This window comes from Enterococcus sp. C102(2024) (genome assembly GCF_040888205.1).
GTDB classification, from domain to species: Bacteria; Bacillota; Bacilli; order Lactobacillales; family Enterococcaceae; genus Enterococcus; species Enterococcus faecalis.
In genome coordinates this window covers 368,608-392,998 of the sequence record NZ_JBFOHH010000002.1, presented here as the reverse complement: position 1 = coordinate 392,998, position 24,391 = coordinate 368,608, and the positions used below count along the sequence as shown (strand labels likewise).

At 38.1% G+C, this 24,391-nt stretch carries 22 protein-coding genes; 17 read left to right on the top strand and 5 right to left on the bottom strand.

Features of this window, described 5'->3' with window-relative positions; all coding sequences use genetic code 11:
* Positions 1 to 182: 182 nt before the first annotated feature.
* From AB3I34_RS06455 to AB3I34_RS06435, 5 genes are all read left to right on the top strand, one after another.
* Complete coding sequence (locus AB3I34_RS06455; RefSeq protein WP_002366159.1) at positions 183 to 2,369, top strand: PBP1A family penicillin-binding protein; 2,187 nt, start codon at positions 183 to 185, stop codon at positions 2,367 to 2,369.
* 62 nt (positions 2,370 to 2,431) lie between these two features.
* Positions 2,432 to 2,773, top strand: a complete 342-nt coding sequence (locus AB3I34_RS06450; protein ID WP_002355518.1) for a YlbF family regulator — start codon at positions 2,432 to 2,434, stop codon at positions 2,771 to 2,773.
* A gap of 155 nt (positions 2,774 to 2,928) precedes the next feature.
* Positions 2,929 to 4,164: a DNA repair exonuclease gene (locus tag AB3I34_RS06445; protein ID WP_002355519.1), complete on the top strand. Its 1,236-nt coding sequence runs from the start codon at positions 2,929 to 2,931 to the stop codon at positions 4,162 to 4,164.
* Entirely contained in the window at positions 4,161 to 6,872 is a 2,712-nt protein-coding gene (locus tag AB3I34_RS06440; RefSeq protein ID WP_085444152.1) for an ATP-binding protein, read from the top strand. Before AB3I34_RS06445 ends, AB3I34_RS06440 begins: the two co-directional genes overlap by 4 nt.
* Complete coding sequence (locus AB3I34_RS06435) at positions 6,869 to 7,813, top strand: 3'-5' exoribonuclease YhaM family protein (protein WP_002355522.1); 945 nt, start codon at positions 6,869 to 6,871, stop codon at positions 7,811 to 7,813. The genes AB3I34_RS06440 and AB3I34_RS06435 overlap by 4 nt, the downstream gene beginning before the upstream one ends.
* Positions 7,814 to 7,853: 40 nt before the next feature.
* Here AB3I34_RS06435 and AB3I34_RS06430 read toward each other — a convergent pair whose 3' ends face one another.
* The 3 genes from AB3I34_RS06430 to AB3I34_RS06420 all read right to left on the bottom strand — a co-directional run bounded on the left by AB3I34_RS06430 (position 7,854) and on the right by AB3I34_RS06420 (position 9,816).
* Positions 7,854 to 8,882 (bottom strand): peptidylprolyl isomerase, encoded by a 1,029-nt coding sequence (locus AB3I34_RS06430; protein ID WP_010712004.1) that lies wholly within the window; start codon positions 8,880 to 8,882, stop codon positions 7,854 to 7,856.
* A 163-nt stretch (positions 8,883 to 9,045) separates the two neighbouring features.
* Entirely contained in the window at positions 9,046 to 9,390 is a 345-nt protein-coding gene (locus AB3I34_RS06425; protein WP_002355526.1) for a YtxH domain-containing protein, read from the bottom strand.
* On the bottom strand, positions 9,391 to 9,816 hold the full coding sequence (locus AB3I34_RS06420; protein ID WP_010712005.1) for an HIT family protein: 426 nt from the start codon (positions 9,814 to 9,816) through the stop codon (positions 9,391 to 9,393). It lies immediately after the preceding gene.
* Between the two features lie 215 nt (positions 9,817 to 10,031).
* On the opposite strand from AB3I34_RS06420, the gene AB3I34_RS06415 reads away from it, so the two are divergent.
* The 4 genes from AB3I34_RS06415 (at position 10,032) to trmB (ending at position 13,607) form a co-directional block, all read left to right on the top strand.
* The gene (locus tag AB3I34_RS06415; RefSeq protein WP_002363160.1) at positions 10,032 to 10,769 is read left to right on the top strand and encodes an ABC transporter ATP-binding protein; all 738 of its coding nucleotides are present in this window, start codon (positions 10,032 to 10,034) and stop codon (positions 10,767 to 10,769) included.
* Position 10,770: 1 nt separating this feature from the next.
* Entirely contained in the window at positions 10,771 to 11,982 is a 1,212-nt protein-coding gene (locus AB3I34_RS06410) for an ABC transporter permease (RefSeq protein ID WP_002375927.1), read from the top strand.
* A gap of 128 nt (positions 11,983 to 12,110) precedes the next feature.
* Complete coding sequence (locus AB3I34_RS06405) at positions 12,111 to 12,890, top strand: phosphotransferase family protein (protein WP_002355531.1); 780 nt, start codon at positions 12,111 to 12,113, stop codon at positions 12,888 to 12,890.
* Between the two features lie 72 nt (positions 12,891 to 12,962).
* The gene (trmB, locus tag AB3I34_RS06400; protein ID WP_002355532.1) at positions 12,963 to 13,607 is read left to right on the top strand and encodes a tRNA (guanosine(46)-N7)-methyltransferase TrmB; all 645 of its coding nucleotides are present in this window, start codon (positions 12,963 to 12,965) and stop codon (positions 13,605 to 13,607) included.
* A gap of 59 nt (positions 13,608 to 13,666) precedes the next feature.
* Here the strand turns inward: trmB and AB3I34_RS06395 are convergent, their stop codons facing one another.
* Positions 13,667 to 14,413: a MurR/RpiR family transcriptional regulator gene (locus AB3I34_RS06395; protein ID WP_002363162.1), complete on the bottom strand. Its 747-nt coding sequence runs from the start codon at positions 14,411 to 14,413 to the stop codon at positions 13,667 to 13,669.
* Between the two features lie 178 nt (positions 14,414 to 14,591).
* Between AB3I34_RS06395 and pfkB the strand changes: the two genes are divergently transcribed.
* The 5 genes from pfkB (at position 14,592) to bph (ending at position 19,125) form a co-directional block, all read left to right on the top strand.
* The gene (gene pfkB, locus AB3I34_RS06390; RefSeq protein ID WP_368027839.1) at positions 14,592 to 15,518 is read left to right on the top strand and encodes a 1-phosphofructokinase; all 927 of its coding nucleotides are present in this window, start codon (positions 14,592 to 14,594) and stop codon (positions 15,516 to 15,518) included.
* A gap of 4 nt (positions 15,519 to 15,522) precedes the next feature.
* Positions 15,523 to 16,941 (top strand): PTS fructose transporter subunit IIC, encoded by a 1,419-nt coding sequence (locus tag AB3I34_RS06385; protein ID WP_002355535.1) that lies wholly within the window; start codon positions 15,523 to 15,525, stop codon positions 16,939 to 16,941.
* A 26-nt stretch (positions 16,942 to 16,967) separates the two neighbouring features.
* The gene (locus AB3I34_RS06380; protein ID WP_002358680.1) at positions 16,968 to 17,429 is read left to right on the top strand and encodes a fructose PTS transporter subunit IIA; all 462 of its coding nucleotides are present in this window, start codon (positions 16,968 to 16,970) and stop codon (positions 17,427 to 17,429) included.
* Positions 17,426 to 18,403, top strand: a complete 978-nt coding sequence (lacD, locus tag AB3I34_RS06375) for a tagatose-bisphosphate aldolase (RefSeq protein WP_002378025.1) — start codon at positions 17,426 to 17,428, stop codon at positions 18,401 to 18,403. Before AB3I34_RS06380 ends, lacD begins: the two co-directional genes overlap by 4 nt.
* A 188-nt stretch (positions 18,404 to 18,591) precedes the next feature.
* Positions 18,592 to 19,125, top strand: coding sequence for a biofilm phosphatase Bph (gene bph, locus AB3I34_RS06370; protein WP_002355538.1), 534 nt, complete (start codon positions 18,592 to 18,594; stop codon positions 19,123 to 19,125).
* Positions 19,126 to 19,212: 87 nt separating this feature from the next.
* On the opposite strand, the gene AB3I34_RS06365 is transcribed toward bph, so the two are convergent.
* Positions 19,213 to 19,644 (bottom strand): GNAT family N-acetyltransferase, encoded by a 432-nt coding sequence (locus AB3I34_RS06365; RefSeq protein WP_085444150.1) that lies wholly within the window; start codon positions 19,642 to 19,644, stop codon positions 19,213 to 19,215.
* Positions 19,645 to 19,719: 75 nt separating this feature from the next.
* On the opposite strand from AB3I34_RS06365, the gene AB3I34_RS06360 reads away from it, so the two are divergent.
* From AB3I34_RS06360 to AB3I34_RS06350, 3 genes are all read left to right on the top strand, one after another.
* Positions 19,720 to 20,934: an AI-2E family transporter gene (locus tag AB3I34_RS06360; protein WP_002384914.1), complete on the top strand. Its 1,215-nt coding sequence runs from the start codon at positions 19,720 to 19,722 to the stop codon at positions 20,932 to 20,934.
* 174 nt (positions 20,935 to 21,108) lie between these two features.
* Positions 21,109 to 22,488, top strand: a complete 1,380-nt coding sequence (locus AB3I34_RS06355) for a hemolysin family protein (RefSeq protein ID WP_002363168.1) — start codon at positions 21,109 to 21,111, stop codon at positions 22,486 to 22,488.
* A gap of 173 nt (positions 22,489 to 22,661) precedes the next feature.
* Positions 22,662 to 24,236, top strand: coding sequence for a peptide chain release factor 3 (locus AB3I34_RS06350; RefSeq protein ID WP_002355543.1), 1,575 nt, complete (start codon positions 22,662 to 22,664; stop codon positions 24,234 to 24,236).
* The last annotated feature ends 155 nt before the right edge of the window (positions 24,237 to 24,391 follow it).

The following is a 24,391-nucleotide window of genomic DNA, read 5'->3' as shown; positions in this document are numbered from 1 at the left end:
GCTAAATAAAGACTCGTTTCTAAGCGTAAGCAATTATTTACCTCTAGTGAAGGCCACATTTCCTTTGCTACAGCTAAAAGACCATTGAAATTGTTTTTCAAGAATTTTTCATGCTTTAGACCTAGGTCGTACCCACAAGAATATGGTAGACTTAGCCAAGAAACGTAAACAGAGGGAGTACTATGGACAATCTTAAACAATTTTTTAGTAAAGTCGGTGTCGGATTACGTCATTTTTGGACGTGGATAAAGCCTTATTTAATACAATTCCATCAAGCCAGAAAGCGGATTTGGAAAAAGTATCAAATCAATAAAATTTTCTTGTTAATTGGTTTGGTAGTCGCTTTAGGTGCCAGTATTTATTTATTTTACTTAGCCAAGTCCGCAAACGTTGAGACCCTAAAATCAGGGCTAAGTGAATCAACACGCGTTTATGATGAATCAGGAAAAGAAGTCGGAAAGTTATTCGGGCAAAAAGGGACTTTTGTGGAACTGGATAATATTTCTCCTTATATTCAAGATGCGGTTATTTCAACTGAAGATCGCGGGTTTTATCAACATAAAGGGTATTCCATCAAAGGGATTGCCCGTGCGGTTGTTGGAAAATTGACCTTCGGGAAAATCGGTGGCGGTGGTGGCGGAAGTACAATTACGCAGCAATTAGCCAAAAATGCTTACTTAACGCAAGAGCAAACGTTAGATAGGAAAGCCAGAGAATTATTCTTAGCGATTGAAATCGAAAAGAAATATTCGAAAAAAGATATCTTGGCAATGTATTTAAATAATTCTTATTTTGGTAATGGTGTCTGGGGCGTGCAAGATGCAGCTCGTAAATACTTTGGCGTGGATGCGTCCCAAGTGACAGTGGGGGAAGCCGCAACGCTAGCAGGTATGTTAAAAGGGCCAGGAATCTATAACCCAATTGATTACATTGACAATGCCACAGCGCGACGGAATACCGTTTTACAACTTATGGTCGACAATAAAAAACTGTCTCAAGAAGAAGCCAATCAAGAAGCGAGTGTTAACTTAGCGAGTCTATTAAATGACACCTATGTTGGCGACGAAAATAGTTACAAATATCCATATTATTTTGATGCGGTAATTGATGAAGCGGTCAATCGTTATAAATTTAAAGAAGAAGATATTTTAAATAAAGGCTACAAGATTTACACTTCTTTAAATCAGGGGTATCAAGATGCGATGGATGCAACTTATAAAAATGATGCACTATTTCCACCCAATGCAGAAGATGGTGCCATGGTTCAAAGTGGCTCTGTAGCCATTGATCCGAAAACCGGCGGCGTGCAAGCACTGGTGGGCGGTCGAGGAGAACACGTTTATCGAGGCTTTAACTTTGCAACGCAAACAAAACGTTCACCAGGCTCGTCCTTAAAACCAATTTCTGTCTATACACCAGCTTTAGAGGCTGGCTATAAACCAGACTCTGTTTTAGAAGATAAACCACAAGATTATTATCCAGCGCAAAACTATAGCCGAACGTACAGTGGAGAAGTTCCTATGTACCAAGCCTTAGGAGAAAGCTTAAATTTACCAGCGGTGTGGTTATTACATCAAATTGGTTTAGATAAAGGCTATGAAAAAACAGAGAAATTTGGCATTCCATTATCAGAAAAAGATCGATATTATGGTTTAGCACTTGGGGGATTACAAACGGGTGTTTCGCCACTAACCATGGCGGGAGCTTATAGTGCCTTTGCCAATGAAGGTTATAAAACTGAAACGCATTTAATTACAAAAATCGTCGACTCAACTGGCGCAATTGTAGTTGATAATACTAAAGTCAAGAAAGAACAAGTTATTACCAAAGATGTTGCAGACGGGATTACAAGTATGTTACTAGGGGTCTTTAGTTCTGGGAGCGGGGTCAACGCACAACCAGCAGGCTACGTAATGGCTGGTAAAACAGGTACGACAGAAACCAACTTCGATAGTAGTAAAACGAACGATCAGTGGGTGATTGGTTATACACCAGAAGTTGTCATTGCTACTTGGTTAGGCTTCCAAGAAACCAGTAAAACCCATTATCTGGAAGGTAGTAGCGCCACATATGCCTCTCAGGTGTTCAACAGTCAAGCCAGTGGCATCTTGCCACAAGTCAAACAAGCACAATTTCCTGTCGCGGATGCTTATGCCACAGGTGGGAAAGTTGTTGATAGCAACGATAGTTTAACCGGTGGTGCCAATTCTAATTGGCGGGATAACTTAAAAGACTTTGGAAACTCTGTTCAAGATGGCGCTAGCAATTTCGGAGATACATTGAATGAAGTTGGAGGCCAAATTAAAGACGGCGCAAAAAAAGTCAAAGACAAGATTGAAGGAATTTTCGGAGGCTTATTAGGAAATTAGTTGGGAAAACCTAAGAGAAATGGTACAATAAAGATGAAACTATTGAGAAAAGAGGGATTCCATTGAGTAACATTTATGATACAGCCAATCAGATTGAACGTGAACTACGTGAGTTAGACGAATTTAAAGCATTACAAGCAGCGTATGAAGAAGTAAAAGCAGACGAAGCAGCTTACACATTGTTTAAAGAATTCCAAGGATTCCAACAAGGACTACAAGAAAAACAAATGCGCGGCGAAGAATTCACAGATGAAGATGCTGAAAAAGCACAAAGCATTGCAACGAAAGTGCAAGAAACAGCAGTTATCAACGAATTAATGCAAAAAGAACAAGCGTTTAGCTTAGTTGTCAATGATTTAAACCGAATTATCATGACTCCTGTGCGTGATATGTATAACGATTAATTTACGTAATTGAACTCTGACAAGTTGTCTATAAGACAATTTGTCAGAGTTTTTCTTTTACTGAAAATAAAAAAACGAACAAATTTTCGTATGTTTTTACTGACCAAGCTGGCAGAAAATGATATGATAAAGGGAGGAGAAAAGGAGGGGAAAAGATGAAACTATTGCATACAGCTGATTTACACATGGATCGGTCTTTTGAAGGGTTAACTGGGATCCCGACAGCTTTAGCGAAGCGCTTAAGAGAAGCTAATCAACAATTGTTAATGAATATCGTAACAGTTGCCATTCGAGAAGCGGTGGACTTGGTTATTTTTGCAGGAGATACGTTTCATCAAAGTCAGACCTCTATTTCAATGCAAGCCCAATTGATGGCTGCATTAGAACAGTTGAAACAAGCAGAAATCCCTGTGATTCTAACATTTGGGAATCATGATTACTATAAAAAAGACCGCTATTGGTTTTCTTTTCCAGACAATGTTTTTTTATTTGAAAAAGAAATGGTTGAGACACTGTATTTTGAAACGAAAGCGGGCGAACAAGTGGCTGTTTCAGGGTTTAGTTATGAGCATCCCTGGATTGATGAAAATAAAGCACTAGAATTTCCTATCAAACAAGCAGAATCTGACATTCATATTGGGATTTATCATGGAGACACCAGTCGGAAAGCGCAACAAAATTATGCTCCGTTTACATGGAAGGATTTAAAAGCCACTGGCTATAATTATTGGGCATTGGGCCATATTCATCAGCCGCAAATTGTTAGTGAACAACCGCTAATTGTTTATCCTGGAACACCTCAAGGTCATACGAAAAAAGAACAGTCTTTACAAGGGGTTGCAGTGGTCACACTTTCCCAAAATCAAGCGACTGTTCAATTTGAAAAAGTCGCAGAAATAGATTGGACGAATGAAGAAGTATCTCTGGCGCAATGCCGTGACACCCAAAGCGTTTTGTCTTATCTTGAAACCAGTTTGCTGACGAAGTGGCATGCGCATCAGCAACAGCAATTGATGGCGTTGACACTGAAAGAAACGCAACATTTGGATGTGACCGTGGTGCAAGCCATTGTCAATGGTGAACTATTAAGCTACTTACAGCAGCAGCTTTTACAAAAAACGCAAGGTGATTTTTTTGTTTATCGCCTAATATTGCAAGCAGAGGAACCAACGAAAGAACCGATCTATTTAGCCGCTAGTCCCAACTTATTAACGGCATTAGAAAAAACATACTTAGATCCAGTTATTTTTGAAGATACCACCAAGGAATTGTTACGTTATCCAGAATTTGCTGGAATTTTTTCAATGGATGAGCAGTGGCGATTAGAGAGCTTGCGCCTAGCACATGAGCAAATTAATGAAGACTTTACTATTCAGGAGGACCCACTATGAAATTACTCGCAGTAGAGATTGTGGGCTTTGGAAAATGGCAACAACAGAAAATTACATTTGAATCTGGTAATCAATTGCTGTACGGCGCAAATGAAGTTGGCAAGTCCACATTGTATCAATTCATTCAAGCAATGCTGTTTGGGTTTCCCACAAAGGGTAAAAGAAAACGCGATTACGCACCTAAAAATGGTGGCTCGTATGGTGGTCGTTTGTGGTTGGCACATCCTGTGCTTGGGGAAGTTCAAGTCGAGCGTTTTAAAGAAAAAAATAAAGGGCAAGCAATCATTTATTATCAACAACAAATGGGGGATGAAAAAACCTTACAGCAAATGTTACATCCGCTAACGAAAAAGTTATTTCAAGAGGTTTTTACTTTCCAACAAGAACAATTAATTACGAGTGACAAGTTGACAGAAGAGGAACTGCAAACATCCTTGTTAGCCATTGGTGTTTCTGGTAGTCAACAACTTTTGACTTACCGAAATGCGTACTTTAAAGAAGCACAAAAAATCTTTAAAGGTAAAGGACAGCAGCCATTACTCAATCAGAAGTTGGCGGTTTATCAAGAACTAAAAGAGCAAATTCAAGAGAAAGAAGCGCAGCAACAAACTTTTCAACAATTAGAAGAAACGATTCGCGAAACAGAACAACAGCGAGTGACACTGCAACAGCAATTAAAAGAAACGCAACAGGACTTGTTACAGGTTGCGGAACAGCAACGTCACTTTCCCTTGTACGAAGAATGGCAGTCGCTACCTGAAGAAACAGAGAACGTTGTTTTAGGAAAAGAAGACCAAGTTCAATTAGAAGAAACCTTTCAAGAATATATGTACCTAGACAAAGAACGACAACGTTTGACCAAAGAGTTATCTCTTCAGTCAGAAGCGCTCGATGTTCCAGAAGGCTATGCTTTTTACCTAGAACAAGAAGCATTGATTCAACAATTGTTGAATCAACGCTATGATATGCAACAATTGATGACGGAATCGGAATGGATGACCCAAACCTTTGATCAAAATCGTCAAGAAATGGTCCTTTTAGAGAACGAATGGTCATGGTCGCCTGAACGACCACCACAGCTTTTCTATGACAACGAAACCGTTCAAAAGTGGCGCCAACAACAAGTTGCGTATACGCAAGCTCTTCAAAAAGGACAAGAACAGAAAGCATTCTTGGCTTCTCAAATTGAAAATCTGGAAGACCAGTTAACGGATTTTGAAAAAGCGCATGCCGCATTTTTTGGTGAAGCGACGCGTGCCCAAAAAGCGCAGAAAACAAGTCAACCACTTTGGTTATTGCTAGGAAGTATCCTTGCATTACTCGGTTTCTTTTTGCCAAGCCCTTTAAAATGGGGCCTAGTTCTCGTGGGAGTTAGTTTTATCGCGAAAGAAGTGCTTAGCTACGCCACTAGAAAAGAAGCTTCCTCTGATGAAGTGAAAGAAGAATGGCAGACGAAACTTTCGCAACTAGATTATTTAAATGAACAGTTCCAACAGGCGCTGAATCAAGAACGTGAGGCACAACTGCAAGTGGAACAACTTGAACAAGCAGTAGCGGAGCAAGCCCAAGTCCATCAATTAGGAAAAATGCAACAAATTGATACTTTAATGAATCAGCGGGAATTGATTACGCGCTATTTATTGCTTGTTCAAACAAATGAAGAACTCATGAGTCAATTGAAGGAAAATCAACAAAAACGCCAAGTATTTGAAGAACAAATCTTCCCATTGATGACGCATTTACCCTTGCAAGGAAAGAGCCTTTCCGAAAAGTTACACTTTTTAGAAGGATTTGCTGAAGAAATGGAGAAGGTTCGCTTTGCTCAAGAGTATCAAGCAGATGGCTATCTCAAACAGCAGTTACGAGAGTTGAAAACTAAACAGCAAGAAGCATTAACACGAATTCAGCCTTTACTAATTCGTTATCGGATTCTATCAATCGCTGATGTTCCAATGAGGATTCAACAGCTGACCACTCAGCAAGCCCAAGTTGGTCGTGGGCAAGAATTAGCGACACAATTAGGCAATCTGTTTCCAGAAGCGGTAACAGAAGCAACGTTAAAAGACCGTTCTTTACAACTGGCGCAGCAACAAGCATTGGAAGAAAGCCAGTTAGATAAAATACAAGAACAGTATCAAGCGCTGATTTATGAAAAACAACAATTAATGACGGATGGTACCTTAGATGAGTTGTATCAACGACAAGCAATTTTAAAAGCGGAAATCAAAGAACTAGCTCAACGTTGGTCTGGGTATCAACTAGCGGGACAACTGCTAATGGACCTATTAACAGAGCTTTCGGAACAACAATTGCCCAGCTTATTACAGTATGCATCAAGCTACTTTGCACTTTTAACAAATCAGCGTTATCAATCAATCCAAGTAGCCGAAGGTCAACTAGTTGCGGTGACGAAAGAACAAGAAATGTTTTATTTACATGAATTATCAACTGGCACTAAAGATCAATTGATGATGGCTGTTCGTTTTGCCTTTTTAGCAGTCCAAGGCGAGCAACTGATTTGTCCAATTATCATTGATGATGGCTGGTTACACTATGATCATCAAAGAAAAGCCCAATTAGCTGAATTATTTACTAAATTTGGTCAAAAACAGCAAGTCATTTGTTTTTCTTCTGACCAAGAAATGGTAAGCTATTATCAGGACTTACAACAAAGAGTAATTGCGTTAGAAGGAGGAAGCGTCAAGTGAAAAAATTACGTGAATTAACAGTAGAAGAACTTTTTGAATCATTTGTTCTAATTAAAAATGCCGATGTACGTGTAGCTAAAAATGGGAAAAAGTTTATTGCCTTTACCTTTCAAGACACATCTGGCACGATTGACGGAAAATATTGGGACGCCTCTGAGGATGAAATTACACGATTTACTGCGGGGAACGTTGTTTTACTGAATGGGAAACGAGAAGTTTATCAAAATAAACCCCAAGTAAAAATTTTACACATGCGTTTAGCGACAGCAGAGGAACCAAGCCAGCCAAGTTTATATATGGAACGAGCGCCTTTGAAAAAAGAAGAGATGGTCGAGGAAATCAATCAAGTAATTTTTGAAATTACCAATGCTCATTGGAATCGTATTGTGCGCTATCTCATGACGAAATACCAACAAGAATTTTATGAATTTCCTGCAGCCAAACGGAATCATCATGCTTTTGCGAATGGCTTAGCTTACCACACTGTCTCAATGTTGCGCCTAGGCAAAGCAATTGCTAAGGAATATCCTGAAATTAACACGTCACTATTATACGCGGGGATTATTTTACATGACTTAGGAAAAGTTTTAGAATTATCTGGTGCTATTACGACAGAATATACGGTGGCAGGGAACTTAATTGGTCATTTAGTTTTGGTGGATGAGGAAATTACCAAGGCGTGTTTGGCTTTGAAAATTGATGATCGAGAAGAAGATGTTGTCGTTCTTCGGCACATGGTCTTAGCCCACCATGGATTGTTGGAATATGGCTCACCTGTGCGACCAAGAATTATGGAAGCGGAAATCTTACATCAAATTGATACCATGGATGCGTCCATTCAAATGATGCTAGGGGCCATTCGGCAAACACAACCTGGGGAGTATACGGAACGAATCTTTGGTTTAGATAACCGCAGTTTCTATGTGCCAAAAGATAAATAAAAAAAGGGAGTGGTCAATCGACCACTCCCTTTTTTTATGCTTATTTAGAAGAAGATTCTGTTGTTTTGCTTGAAGAATCTGTTGCTTTTTCAGAGTCGCTTGTTTTGGTATCACTTGTTTTAGAATCACTTGATTTTGATTCTTTTTTCTCTGAAGAAGCGCTTGAAGATTCAGTTTGCATGTAGCCTGCTAAAGCGTTCTTGAAGGCATCATCTTTAATTTTCACATTGGCCGCTTTTAATTCGTCACTAATGACTTTCGAAACAAATGTTTGATCGGCTAATTTTGTCTCTTCAGCAATTTTCTTGATCTCTTTTTCATAAGGTTTCATGTCATTGCCTTTTGCTTTGTTTTTCGTCATTTTCACTACATAGTAAGTTGTTTGGTACGTTTGTGCGTTTGTTGCAGCAATTGGTTCTGATACTTCGCCATCTTTTAGTTTGAAGGCAGCTTCTTTAACTTCGGCAGGAACAGTTGTTGATTGTGAATCAAATTTAATTTTACCGCCGTCTTTTTTCGTTGCAGCATCGGTTGATTTGTCTTTGGCAATTTTTGCGAAATCGCCGCCGTCAGTGATTTCTTTCTTGACAGCTTTGGCATCATCTTCTGAAGCAACTTGGATAATTTGTGCTTCTACTTCTGGATGGAAGCTTGCCCAAGCTGTTTTTAAGTCTTCATCTGTAATTTTCAAGTGATCTTTCAAACCTACTTGCATTGCTTCGGCTTGTTTTAATTGTTTCTTGAATGATTTTTCAGTTAAACCAGCTTGTGTTAGTGCATCAGAGAATTTTCCGCCTTGCGCTTCCACTTGTTTTTTAGCGTCATCAAATTTCTTTTGAATGGCTTTGTCAGTTACTTTGTCGCCATATTTTTCTTCAAAGACTTTATAAATAACCATTTGGCTAAACGCTTGTTGGCTCGTACTTTGTTCTTTAATTTGGTTATAAAAATCATCAACAGTAATTGTTGAACCTTTCATTGTTGCGATATCTTTTGAACCGCTTGAACACGCTGCTAAACTAAAAACGGCCATTGCGCCCGCTGCAGCTAAGATTAGTTTTTTCTTCATTCTCTTATGCACTCCTGTTTTTTTTAGTTTTATTTCTGTTATAACTATACCATACCTCATTTTGAAAAAGAAAGAGTCTCAGGCATAGTTTCAAACAAAATTCGTATTTACGTCACACTTTTTATTTTTTTAATAACAAAAGAAATAATTAACATCAAAGACTTTACTTTTGCTTGTTGGTTTGTGTGTCAGGTAATTCAGCCGTGATTTTGGCAATTTGTTCTTTAATTTGAGCAATCCGAGGTTCCGCTTGGAATTTGAAATCAGTGATTTCTTGTTGCAGGTCTTTTGAAAATTCAGTTGCCAGAGGAACGTTTTCTTCGACAACTGCCAAATTTCGTTGCACCTGATCCCAGTCATTCGTGACTTGATTTTTCAGTGAACGATAGTCCTCTAGCTCATTGATTAAATGTTGGCGTGTTTCTTTCCCGCTTCTTGGAGCAGCCAACAAGCCGCCAATGGTACCAGCAGCTGCGCCAAAAAAGAGACCTTTAATAAATTTTTTCATTTAGTTCACCTGCTTTGCAATGGTCTCAGCAATTTCTTGCATCGCTTCGGCGGAATAGTCCTTTTGATGATTGCCAAAATGAATTGAGAAATCATCTTCTTTTGAATAACGGGGAATCAAATGAACGTGGGAATGGAAAACGGATTGATAAGCCACTTCCTTATTGTTATTTAAAATGTTTAATCCTTCCATTTCTGGAAAAGCTTTTTCTAATGCTCGTGCTACTTTAGGAATACGAGCAAAGACGTCGCTTGCTAAAACGTCATTATATTCAAAAATATCAGCAACGTGTTGTTTTGGAATCATTAAGGTATGCCCTTTGGTCACTTGTGTAATGTCTAAAAACGCGTAGACTTTCTCGTCTTCATAGACTTTATAACTTGGGATTTCGCCGTTGATAATTTTACAAAAAATACAATCATTCATGAAAAATTCCTCTTTTCTCTAGGTTCTTTCCTTTACTTTACCACAAGTTGATTTCTCTGTGGATGAAAAAGTACGTGAGTTCGCTAAAAAGTTCGTTTTATTTCGTGTATAATAAGAGAAAGAAAAAAATCCATTTAATTAAGGGAGTAATTTTTGAATTCTTGGTTCGCTTAGGGTTTAATAATGGTAGAGAGAAAAGGTTGGAGGCAAAAGAAATGAGCTTAACAATTGAACATTTAACAGGAGGTTACGGCCATATTCCTGTCTTAAAAGATATTAATTTTGACGTCAAGTCTGGTGAAATGGTTGGTTTAATCGGCTTGAATGGTGCGGGGAAAAGTACCACCATCAAAAATATTATTGGGTTACTTACGCCGCAAAAAGGCAAAATTATGATTGACGGGGAAACATTGCAACAAGCCCCTGAAGAATATCGTAAAAAAATCGGGTATATTCCGGAAACACCTTCTTTATATGAAGAATTAACATTGAAAGAGCATATCGAAGTAACGGCCTTGGCTTATGATATTCCATTAGAAGAAGCATTCAAACGAGCAGAACCATTACTAAAAACGTTCCGTTTAGACAATAAATTGGAATGGTTTCCTGCTAATTTTTCAAAAGGCATGAAACAAAAAGTCATGGTACTTTGTGCATTCTTAATTGAACCGAGTTTATATATTATTGATGAACCGTTTCTAGGCTTAGATCCTTTAGCAATTCATGCTTTATTAGAATTAATGGATACGATGCGTAAGCAAGGGGCAGCGATTTTAATGTCCACGCATATTTTAGCAACAGCTGAAAAATATTGTGATCGCTTTGTGGTGCTACACGAAGGGAAATTACGGGCAAATGGTACAATGGCTGAATTACGTGCAGAATTTAATTTACCAGAGTCTTCTTTAGATGATATTTATCTTGCCTTGACGAAGGAAGAAAAGGTGGGGTAACATGGGCGAATTTTTTAGTCAACGTTTGTCACGGCATTTCAAAAAAATGTCCAAGTACTTGCGCTATATTTTAAATGATCATTTTGTTTTAGTCTGTATGTTTTTATTAGGCGGATTAGGTCTGTACTATTCCCAGTTGTTAAAAGAATTACCTCGTGATTTTGTTTGGGGCAGACCGTTAATTCTGTTGGGCTGGCTGCTACTCATTCAAGTTGGTAAGTTGGCTACTTTGACAGAAGAGCCAGACAAGGTTTTTTTATTACCAAAAGAAAAACAATTCGCTGCTTATCTGAAACGAGCGCTGCGCTACTCTTTACTTTTACCGATTGTGGTCAGCTTTCTAGGAAGTGGCCTATTGATGCCGTTGATTGTAGTCACAACGGGTTGGTCGTTTCAAACCTTCTTTTTATTTTTGGTTATGCTAGTTTGTATGATTTATACACATCTTAGTTTACAAAGCTATGGGCTCTATCATCTTTCGTCAACCACTTATCGTAGTTGGTGGTTCGTTTGGTTGATCAGTAGTCTCTTGATTATGACGGGAGCCATTTACTGGACGCCTTGGGTTGGTGTGGTTGGTGGCATCATTCTGGCCGTTGGTTTATCGAGTATTTGGCAAAATAAGATGAAACAGAGTTTCTTGGATTGGGAAAAAATGATCCAAAACGAACAAAACAGAATGCATAGAATTTATAAATTCATTCAGCTGTTTACAGATATTCCTGAAGTGAGTAGTACAGTAAAACGTCGTAAATACTTAGATCCTCTCCTCGGAGTAGTCAAAAAAACATCTGAGAACACGTATGCTTACTTATTCATTCGGAGCTTTTTACGAGGTAGCGAATATAGCGGCTTATTGTTTCGTTTGATTTTGGTTGGTGGTGTGCTACTCTTCTTTTTACAAGAATTCTGGATTGCGTTGGTAGTTGCTTTATTGTTTGTCTATTTAATCGGGTTCCAGTTGATTCCCATGTACACGCAATTTGATTATATGGTGATGACACAGCTATATCCAATTTCAATAGAAAAAAAACAAGCAGCGATTCGCCGGTTAATTAGCGGCGCATTATCTGTTGCGGCCATTATTTTTGGTGGGATTGTCTGCCTTCGTTTAGGCAGTTTGCAAAATAGCTTGCTCATTCTGGGTGCCTTAATTGTAGAAGTTGTGATTTTCACTAAAATGTATGTTCCAATGCGCTTGAATAAGTTATAAAGATGAGAAAACCCAGCAAAATTTACAAAAGAACCACATAGAAGCTTGACGAAGCAAGGTTTGGCGACTAAAATGGTAATTGCTGTAAAAATTGCAATAAAATTGTGTTGAGATAGGAGATAATTTCCATGGAATTTCAGTTGGATAAAGACTGGCGTCTGCAGCCGATAAAGGGCGCAACTGGTCAAACATACATGGGAATAAAAGAAACAGAGAAAGTGTTCATTAAACGAAACACTTCTCCACTTCTTGCAGCATTGTCTAAAGAAGGGTTAGCCCCGAAGATGATTTGGACAAAGCGGACAGCGAATGGCGACGTACTAACAGCCCAAGAATGGCTGGAAGGACGTTTATTACATGCGGACGAAATTGGCAAACGCAATGACGTGATTGACGTGTTATACCAATTGCATCATTCCAATTTGCTGAAAGACATGTTGAAAAAAATTGGTGGCGAAGTTTGTACCCCGCTAACAATGTTGAAAGAGTATAAGCGTCAACTACCTAAAGAATTAAAACGAAACAGTTATTTAAAAGAAGTAATCACTTATTTATATAATCATTTACCAGAATATCCAGAAACTAGTTATGTAGCTGTTCACGGCGATGTGAATCATCGGAATTGGTTAGTCTCGAATAATTATCTCTATTTAGTAGATTGGGATTCTGTGATGGTCGCGGACCCAGCGGTAGATTTAGGAATGATTTTGAGTCATTATGTCCCTCGTTCCGGTTGGAATCAATGGTTACTATCTTATGGTTTAATCCCGAATGAAAGTACGGTTCAACGAATTTATTGGTATGGTTTATTTAGCTTTTTACAAGAGATTGTTCGTCATCACCAAGAGGGCGAAAGAAGAGCAATGACTGCAGAAATTTTACAATTAAAACGAATGTTTAGTAGTTAAACTAATTCATTTAACATCCACACAGGCTGGCGAATTTCACCAGTCTGTTTTTAAAAGAAAGGAATTTTAAATATGCGTGTAAGAAATAGACCCGGAGCAGCAGAATATATGGCAAAATATCCACAATATGTGGTAGAAGGTCCTGAAAAATGGCAAGGGAAATGGCAAGAACGTTTTGGCAATAATCATCCCATCCACATTGAAATTGGTTCAGGTAAAGGTCGTTTTATTTATGAAATGGCTAAAGCACATCCTGAAATTAATTATATTGGTATCGATATGCAATTAAGTATTTTATCGATTGCATTAGATAAACTAGTGGCCGAGCCGTTACCTAATCTACAATTATTGCGAGTAGACGGCGAAGCATTAACAGAATATTTTGCTGAAAATGAAGTAGATTTAATCTATTTAAATTTTTCAGATCCTTGGCCAAAGAAAAAACATGAGAAACGTCGTTTAACGTATAAAAACTTTTTAGCGACAGATGAAATTATTTTAAAACCAAATGGAGAAATTCATTTTAAAACGGATAATCAAGGTCTCTTCGAATACTCATTAAGTAGCTTTTCTAAATATGGCATGATTATTGAACGTGTGTGGCTAGATTTGCATAATAGCGAGTTTGAAGGCAACATTATGACAGAATACGAAGAAAAATTTTCTAGTCGTGGTCAACGAATTTATCGAGTAGAAGCACGTTTTGTTGCAAAATAAAAACAAGCATTCCTTTATTTTAAGTGAAGGAATGCTTGTTTTTTATTATTTAAGAAAGCCTAAGTTGTCGTTCTTAAAGCATAGGCGTCCAATAAAATTCTTGCCAGAATGGATAATGGTAACCGTGAACGCACTTCATAATCGGGGAAAAAGGAGCCTTCTGATTTGAAGCCTACGAACGGAATTTCAATATATTTCATTAAACTAGAGTGTTTGCTTGCAGTTAAAAGGATAGTCCCAATTTCTGAGTCGTAACAGTTTTTACCAGCGACAACTAATTCTTGGGTTTCTCCGTTTAAAGAAACAAAAAGAGCCACATCTTTTTTTGATAACTTTTTACTAATATTTTTAATAATTTCTGGGTCCGTATGCAGTTCACAGTATTTGCCAGCCAATTGAAACTTAACCATCATTTCCTGAGCAATTAATTCTGAAAAACCTCTAGCAAAGATAATAATCCGTCGAGAAGCTTTGATTTTTTGGATCGCATCTTCGATATTACCAATTTCAATCATGTTAATCGTGCGAGTTACTTCTTCTTCATTCTTTAAAATGGCCGTCCGAATTCCTCGATCTACTTTTTCTAATGCTGAAAAATTTATATTTTGGTTTTCTTTATCTTTCAAGTGATGCTTGAAAGATGTGAAACCTTCATAGCCTTTCTTTTTCATGGTTCTTACAATCGTCGCAGTTGATACGTTGGCTCGTTCGCTTAATTTTACAATGGAATAATCAGGGATTTCTAAAATATGTGTTTCGATAAAATGCCAGAGATATTGCTCTGACTCACTCAATTTTTGTTCCATAATGGCTAGCCCTTCTTTCTTTCACTAAAAAAACATTTATAAGCCTATTTTTAATGAAAAAAATTAAAAAAGCTAGAGAAATTATGAAATTGTAAATGTTTTCTATATTTTTGCGAAAGAATGAAAACCTTTACATGGTATTTTGAGACATAATAAAGAGGAGAAAGGAGGAACTACAGTGACCATTTATACATGTACATTAAATTTAGCCATTGATTTATTTATCGAAACAGAAGAGCTAGTTCCTTTTGTCGTGAATCGCACGAAGGAAGATGATATTCAAGCAAACGGGAAAGGAGTCAATGTTTCCCTAATTTTAAAGATGTTAGGGATTGATAATACCGCTTTGGGAGTCAAAGCTGGTTTCACTGGGAACTATGTCGAGGATTATTTAAAAGAAAAAGAGATAACCACTGATTTTATCGAAGTCGCTGGCACAACGAGAATCAATGTGTTTACAAAAGTTACCCAAGATCAAAAGGAATACAAATTAGTCAATAAAGGACCAAAATTATCTGAAGAATATGTACAACGTTTTTTGAAAAAAATTTCAGAGTTACGTAAAGGGGATTATTTGTGCGTATCAGGAAGTTTACCACAAGGGGTTTCGCCAAGTATTTTGATTGAAATTAGCCGAATTTGTTTTGAAAAGCAGGTGTTCTTAATTTTAGACAGTAGTTATGAAGAAATTTTAGATTGTTTGCCTTATCAACCATTTTTATTGAAACCAAATGAAGAAGAACTTCAAGAGTGGTTTCATACAGAAGTGCAGACTAAGGACGATTACATTTTTTACGGACAAGAATTACTGAAGCGGGGAGCCAAAAATATTTTACTTTCTTTAGGTAGTGAAGGGGCTTTATTTATAAATAATGAAAAGGTTCTTTCAGGTAATTCACCAACTGGAATGGTTGTGAATACAGCTTGTTCAGGGGATGCAATGTTAGGTACCTTTTTAGCTGGCTGGCATCAAGGACTATCATTGGAAAAAAATTTAAAAAGAAGTATTGCAGCAGGTAGTTCAACAGCATTTCGCAAAGGATTGACAGATTTTTCAGATGTTCAGGAGTTAGAGCAACAAATAAAGATTCAAGAGGAGGAATAAACAGATGGCTACGTATCAATTAATAGCTGCTACAGGTTGTCCGACGGGAATAGCGCACACGTATATGGCACAGGAGGCATTGGAACAAGCGGCGAAACGTAAAGGTATTACGATTAAGGTTGAAACACATGGTCAGATTGGTATAGAAAACGAGTTAACACCTGCAGAAATCCAAGGAGCGGAGGCAGTCATTATTGCCGCCGACAAAGACGTTCAAGCAGAACGTTTTGCTGGGAAACGAATCATTGATGTCCCTGTCAGTGTGGGGATTAAAGAAGCAGATCGCTTAATTGAAGAAGCACTCGCAGGCAAAGGATCGATTGCGGCCGAAAACCAAGCAGTGGACGAACTTGAACAGGAGACACAAATTTCTTCAGGAAATGTTGGACATAGTATTTATAAAAACTTAATGAATGGCGTCTCTCACATGTTGCCGTTTGTAGTAGCAGGCGGCGTTTTAATTGCTCTTTCTTTTGCTATTTGGGGCATTTATTCATTTGATCCAGAAAGTAGTCAGTATAATGCTACCGCTGCTATGTTAAAAAGTATTGGTGATGCCTCAATGGGCATGATGGTGCCAATCTTATCTGCGTATATCGCAGAGGGGATTGCCAAACGACCTGGTTTGGTTGTGGGCTTTGTCGGTGGTTTGATTGCTAACACTGGTGGTACTGGCTTTTTAGGAGGGATATTATCTGGTTTCCTTGCTGGGTATTTCATTCTTTTATTACAAAGAGTATTTAAAGGTTTGCCTAAATCATTAGATGGTTTAAAAGCAATTTTCCTTTATCCAGTCATTGGCGTTGCAGTTATTGGTATCACTATGTCTTTACTAGCAGATCCGATGAAAGCTGTTAACGAAGGAATGATGAGCTTTTTAGCTAGTTTCCAAAACTCCAGTCCGTTGGTTTTAGGAATTATTGTGGGTTGTATGTGTGCCTTTGATATGGGAGGTCCAGTTAATAAAGCGGCCTATGTTACTGGAACGGCACTCTTAGCTCAAGGAAATACTTCTTTTATGGCAGGAGTTTCTGCTGCCTGCATAGCGCCACCTTTAATTACAGGCTTTGCTACATTATTCTTTGGAAAATACTTTGACACAAATGAACGCAATGCGGGGCTAGTGAACTTTATTTTAGGCTCCACACATATTACAGAAGGCGCTATTCCGTTTGCGGCAAAAGACCCCTTGAAGGTTTTACCAATTATGATGCTCGGATCTTCAATTGCGGCAGTCCTAACGTATATGTTTGGGGTACAAGTGCCAGCACCTCATGGAGGCTTTCTTGTTTTACCGGTTGTTACTCACGCTGTTCAATGGGTTTTGGCAATTTTAGCTGGTTCATTGGTAGGTGGCTTATTGCTAGGTTTTGTACAAAAAAGTAGAATCGCCAAACAAGAGCAATCGTTATCAAAAAAATGAAATAACAGGAATTAGGAGTGGATGGAATGGCTTTTATTAAAGAAAATCATATTTTTTTAAATCAACAGTTACAAACGCAAGAGGATGTTTTTCACTTTTTAGCAAAAAAATCAACAGAATTGGAAGTTGCTCAGGACGCACAGGAAGTTTTCGATAAACTGAACGAGCGAGAACAAGAAGGAACAACGGGGATGATGAATGGATTTGCGATACCTCATGCAAAAGCAGCAACGATTCAACAAGCGGCCATTATCATCGTTACCTTGGACCAAGGTGTTGAGTGGCAGAGCCTTGACAACCAATTAACGGAGTTTGTGATTGCGCTGTTTATTCCAGATGCCGAAGCTGGCACGACACATTTGAAATTACTCTCTTCCGTTGCGCGCCTCCTATTAAGAGAAGAAGTTACTTCTGGACTGAAACAAGCAAGTTCGCCAGCTGAAATTGCTACGTTACTAAATAATCAATTAGGAGAGGGAACAGAATGAAAAAAATTAGTGAACAAAAACGTAAACATTTAGAAAATCTGGTAGATGATCAAGGGATTATTGGCGCACTAGCCATTGATCAACGTGGGGCCTTAAAACGCATGATGGGAAAATACAAAGAGGTGACTGCGCAAGAAATCAGTGACTTTAAAGTATTAGTATCTCGTTGCTTAACACCAGAGACTTCAGCAATTTTGTTGGATCCAGAATATGGCCTAGCTGCTGCTGAAAATCGAGCACAGACTTCAGGTTTGTTACTTGCGTATGAAAAAACGGGCTACGATGCTTCGACACCAGGACGGTTACCCGATAGTCTTGATGTTTGGTCGGTTAAGCGTTTAAAAGAAGCTGGCGCAGACGCGTGTAAATTTTTACTTTACTACGATGTTGACGAAAGTGAAGCAATCAATGAACAAAAGAAAGCTTATATAGAACGGATTGGTTCAGAGTGTTTAGCCGAAGAAATTCCATTCTTTTTAGAAATTGTCTCTTATGATGCAAACAATTCGGATAGTGCTTCAAAAGAATACGCTAAAGTAAAACCGCACAAAGTAATTGAAGCGATGAAGGAATTTTCAAAGGATCGCTATAATGTTGATGTTTTAAAAGTAGAAGTCCCTGTGAATATGAATTTTGTAGAAGGTTTTGGCACTGAAAGTCTTTATAGCCAAGATGAAGCGCAGGCCTTTTTCAACATGCAAAGTGAAGCAACACAACTTCCATTTATTTTCTTGAGTGCAGGGGTTAGTGCTGCGATGTTTCAGGAAACATTGAAATTTGCAAAAAAAGCAGGTTCCTCGTTTAATGGAGTCTTATGTGGTCGGGCAACTTGGGCAGACGGCGTGCTTCCATTTGTTCAACAAGGTGCTGAAGCAGCCGTTGCGTGGCTTGAAACAACTGGTAAAAAAAATGTTGACGAATTAAATCAGGTTTTAAGAGAGAGCGCAGTATCAGTCTTTGAAAAAATACAGTAATTAAGCTGAAAATATTTACTGAATTTGAACTAATTGGTCATCTGAATTAAATTTTTTCAGAAATCGTCTTCTTTAAGTGAACTCAATGTACGCAAACTCAAAAGATATGATATAATTATTTCGATATCGATGTATGAACACCCAAAAAGTAACATTGCTTTACTTTATTTGGGGAAAGTTGGGGTATTATGGGAATTCCTAAAGAAGGCGAGTTTGTAACCATTCAGAGTTATAAACATGACGGACATTTACATCGAACGTGGCGTGATACGATGGTACTAAAAACGAGCGAGTATTCTTTAATTGGTGTGAACGATCACACGTTAGTAACGGAATCCGACGGACGTCGGTGGGTGACTCGTGAACCAGCCATTGTTTATTTTCACAAGAAATATTGGTTCAATATAATAGCAATGATTAGAGAAAAGGGGGTTTCGTATTACTGCAATCTGGCTTCGCCATATGTTTTAGATGACGAAGCGTTGAAGTATATTGATTATGATTTAGATATCAAGGTTTTTCCAGATGGTGAAAAACGTTTACTAGACGTTGATGAATATGAATTTCATAGCAAACTAATGGATTATCCAGAAGATATTGACTTCATTTTAAAAGAAAATGTCAAGACTTTAGTGGATTGGATTAATAACGAAAAAGGCCCCTTCTCGCCCGAGTATGTAGATATCTGGTATCAACGTTATCAACAGCTATCAAAAAAATAGCCGATGTAAACAGCCCACAAAAGGAGCTTGGAGCATTAGCCAAAATGGCTAATGCTCCAAGCTCTAAATTTTCCGATTTAATTGGTGTTATAGTTCTTTATTCATTTCGTAGTGTTCAATGCCAGCATCCATAAAAGGTGCGCCTGTTTTTTGATAACCTAAACGTTCATAGAAGCCTACAGCGGTGACTTGTGCTCCTAGAGTAATCTTGTGGTAGCCTTGTTCTTTGGAAAAATTTTCCGCCGCTTCCATAATCACTCGTCCATAGTCGGCGCCACGATAAGCTTTTTCAACGGCCATTCGTTGTAATTTCATAACGCCATTTTCTAGTGGAAGCAAGCGACAAGTTGCGACAGCTACATGGTTCGTGTACAAAACAAAGTGAATACAATGTGCTTCATATTCATCGATTTCCATCTCTTCTGGTACCCCTTGTTCCGCTACGAATACGCGTTGACGAAGCCGGACAGCATCTAAATAAAGATCACTCATGGTATCTTTTGTTTGAGCTACATGCATAGAAAAACCCCCAAGTTCAGAATCTGTTTCTATTTTATTATACCACGAAAAAGTTCTAGCAATGAAGTATTCTCAATGACTGAGGGGGGAAGGTGTGATAAAATAAAACAGCAACAATTGAATAAAAATAAAGGAGGAGCCGCTGTGATTAATCGATTTAAAGAATCGAAATTATTTTTCTGGTCAGTTGAATTACTTGTCGTGGCCATGCTATTATTTATTGCTTCGAAAATTAATTTCTTATTTGCACCGATTGGGACATTCTTTTCAACGTTGTTTGCCCCAGTCTTAGTAGCAGGCTTTTTGTATTATTTACTAAATCCTGTGGTCAATCTACTAATGAAGACGAAAATGAAACGAATTTATGCCGTCTTACTGGTATTTTTATTACTAATCATCGCATTAGTTCTGATCTTATTAACAATTATCCCTAAGTTGGCAGATCAGCTAGCTAGTTTAGCATCAAGTATGCCAGATTTCTTTAAACAAGTGGAGACCTGGATTTATGAGATTGCGGAGTTACCTATTTTTAAACAAATTGATTTAACAAGCTATATTGAAAAAATGGATATTTCTTATGCCAATATTATCCAACAATTTTTAAGTAGTTTATCAAGTAGCTTAGGTTCAATCGTATCAACGGTGGCGTCAACCACCATTGTTTTGGTCACTGCGCCATTTATTTTATTTTATATGTTAAAAGATGGAGATAAGCTAGTACCAGCGATTCAACGCTTTTTACCTGAGAAAAGAAAAGATGATATTGTGGATCTTTTAGGACAATTGAACCAAACCTTATCCAGTTATATTAGTGGACAAGCGATTGAATGTTTATTTGTCGGTACATTTACGATTATTGGGTATTCATTGCTTGGCGTTCGTTATGCCTTTTTATTTGGTGTCATTGCCGGCTTTACGAATTTGATTCCCTATCTAGGACCTTATCTAGGATTAGCGCCCGCTGTCTTAGTGACTATCTTTAATGAACCCGTCAAAGCAGCCTTATGTTGTTTAGTGGTGCTAGTGGTTCAACAATTGGACGGAAATATTATTTATCCAAACGTTATCGGAAAATCTCTAAAAATCCATCCATTAACGATTATTTTAATTTTATTGGTAGCAGGAAATTTAGCAGGTTTGCTAGGTATTTTCCTCGGCGTCCCATTTTACGCAATCTGCCGGACCATTATCTACTATGTTATTGATATGGTCAAAGCGGGTCGTAGTGAAAAAGTTACCAATGCCGTTCTTTTAGGGAATGAAACAAATACGAAAGAAAATAACGGTTAATGATTGAATCCGCTAATCTTTCGTGCTATGATTTTATGGATTAGGATAGAAAATAACCTGTCATAATACTGATTGTGTCTGTTTCTAAGCCTAACCATAAAAAGAGGAAGAACGTTAAAAGAGTACGAAAGTACAGCCTCGGAATTATCAACAATTAAGGAGAGAGAGAACATTATGAATAATGCTGACCCTGAGAGTCAGTCGCTAATTGCGCAACTTCTATTATTAGTCGTGTTGACGTTTATCAATGCCTTTTTGGCAGCGGCGGAAATTGCAGTCGTATCTGTTAACAAGAATCGTGTGGAACAAAAAGCGGAAGACGGCGACGCAAAAGCTCAAAAATTGCTTAAGGTATTGCAAGACCCCAATAACTTTTTATCCACAATCCAAGTAGGGATTACTTTGGTTAATATCCTATCTGGTGCTTCATTAGCAGAGACTTTATCTAGTCGTTTGGCCCCTGTATTAGGTGGCGGCGCCGCAGCTAAGAGTCTTGCCAGTATCATTATCTTAGCGTTGTTAACGTACGTTTCTATTGTATTTGGTGAATTATATCCTAAACGAATTGCCATGAATAAATCAGAAGAAGTCGCTCAATTGACTTCTGGTGCAGTCCGCTTTTTAGGAGTTATCGCGCGTCCCTTCGTTTGGTTGCTATCGGCTTCGACCGATTTATTATCCAAAATCACACCAATGACTTTCGATGATGCTGATTCGAAGATGACACGAGATGAAATGCGCTATATGCTTGAAACAGAAGGTGTTTTGGAAAACGAAGAACTAGAAATGCTACAAGGTGTCTTTTCATTAGATACAAAAGTGGCACGAGAAGTAATGGTTCCTCGGACAGACGCATTCATGGTTGACATCCAAGATGATGTCCAAGAAAACATCAATTTAATTTTAGGAGAAAATTATTCTCGGATTCCTGTTTATAGTGAAGACAAAGATAAAATTGTTGGTATTTTACATACCAAAACGTTACTAAAAGCTGCACGTAATTTAGGCTTTGAAAACATTGAATTAGGCGCGATTATCCAAGAACCATTATTTGTCCCAGAAACCATTTTTATTGATGATTTACTTTATGAGTTAAAACGAACACAAAACCAAATGGCGATTTTACTAGATGAATATGGCGGTGTTGTCGGTTTAGCAACACTGGAAGATTTACTAGAAGAAATCGTTGGTGAAATTGACGATGAAACAGATGAAGTAGAAAATTTATATACACAAGTGGCTGACAATGAATATTTGGTTCAAGGACGCATGTTAATTGACGAATTTAATGAAGTATTTGAAACAGATTTACACATGAGCGATGTTGATACAATGGCAGGTTACTTAATTACAGCATTAGGAACCATTCCTGATGAAGGGGAAAAACCTTCTTTTGAAGTGGGCAATATTAAGTTAACTGCTGAAGAAATGGAAGGCACACGTTTGCTAGTCTTACGCGTTCATTTCTACGATGAAGAAACTGTCGATGAAGAACCAGAAGAAAATCGTCGTTTTTTCCGTAAAGAAATGGAAGATGACGAACCAAGACGTTAAAAATAACCTGTGACATCAGTCGTTTTGACTAATGTCGCAGGTTTTCCTTTTAAAAAACAGCTAACAGCAGCTCTTTATTCTCAAGGCTTGACATGATATACTAGCAAAGGTTAATCAAAAATTATGCTGAAGAAAATAAATAAATAAACATCACAAGTGATAAGGAGATTTTTATGACGATCAATCAAAAAGAAGCAGTCGATAGTCGCCGTACGTTTGCGATTATTTCCCATCCGGATGCTGGGAAAACAACGATTACTGAACAATTACTATTATTTGGGGGCGCCATCCGCCAAGCTGGAACAGTCAAAGGGAAAAAAACAGGGAACTTTGCCAAATCTGACTGGATGGAAATTGAAAAACAACGGGGAATTTCGGTAACGAGTTCTGTGATGCAGTTTGACTATCAAGACAAACGGATTAATATCTTGGATACCCCAGGGCATGAGGATTTCTCAGAGGATACGTATCGGACATTGATGGCCGTAGATAGTGCTGTGATGGTTATTGACAGTGCCAAAGGGATTGAAGCACAAACGAAAAAACTTTTCCAAGTTGTTAAAAAACGTGGTATTCCAATTTTTACCTTTATTAACAAATTGGATCGTGACGGACGGGAACCATTGGAACTTTTAGAAGAATTGGAAGAACTTTTGGATATTGAATCTTATCCAATGAACTGGCCAATTGGTATGGGGAAAGGCCTAGAAGGTCTATACGATATTTATAATGAACGTGTGGAATTATATCGTCCAGAAAATAATGGTGGGGAGCGTTTTATTCCCTTAAAAGATGGCGATATCCCAAGCGATTTACCATTGCACAATAACAGCGTTTATCAACAAGTGTTGGAAGATGTTGAGTTATTGGTAGAAGCAGGCGATGAATTTAGCGAGGAAAAAATCGCTCGTGGTGATCAAACGCCAGTCTTCTTCGGTTCTGCTTTGACAAACTTTGGGGTTCAAACATTTTTAGAAACCTTCTTACAATTTGCGCCTGCGCCACATGCGCATAAAACAGAAGAGGGTGGCGAAGTAAGTCCTTATGAAAAAGAATTTTCAGGCTTTGTCTTTAAAATTCAAGCGAATATGAACCCAGCCCATCGTGATCGAATTGCCTTTGTTCGAATTTGTTCAGGTGTTTTTGAAAGAGGCATGGACGTGACCTTAGGTAGAACAGGCAAAAAAGTCAAATTAAGTAACGTGACGCAATTTATGGCGGATGCCCGCGAAAACGTCACAGAAGCTGTTGCAGGCGATATTATCGGTGTGTACGACACAGGAAATTACCAAATTGGCGATACTTTATATGAAGGGAAAATGAATGTTCAATATGAAGAGTTGCCGTCATTTACCCCTGAATTATTCATGAAAGTGACTGCCAAAAACGTGATGAAACAAAAATCTTTCCATAAAGGAATTTACCAACTGGTTCAAGAAGGAGCCATTCAATTATACAAAACATATTTAACAGAAGAATATATCATTGGCGCAGTAGGTCAATTGCAGTTTGAAGTTTTCCAATACCGAATGTCTAATGAATACAATGCTGAAGTGGTAATGACGCCAATGGGTTCTAAAATTGCCCGCTGGATTAATCCAGAAGATTTAGATGAACGCATGAGCTCTAGCCGAAACATTTTGGCACGGGACCGTTTCGACCAACCATTGTTCTTATTTGAAAACCAATTTGCGGAACGCTGGTTTGCGGATAAATATCCAGATGTTGAACTGAAAAGTTTGATGTAAAATTAATTTGTAATCAATCAGTAGCTGAATCTTTAGAAGATTGAAGCTCGGCGCAATCATTCTCAAGATGATTGCGCTGAGCTTTTTCTTCTTATAAGGCACTAAAGCAGGCGTGATTGTTTTTTTTGAGATAGAATACTTACTATAACGAACCT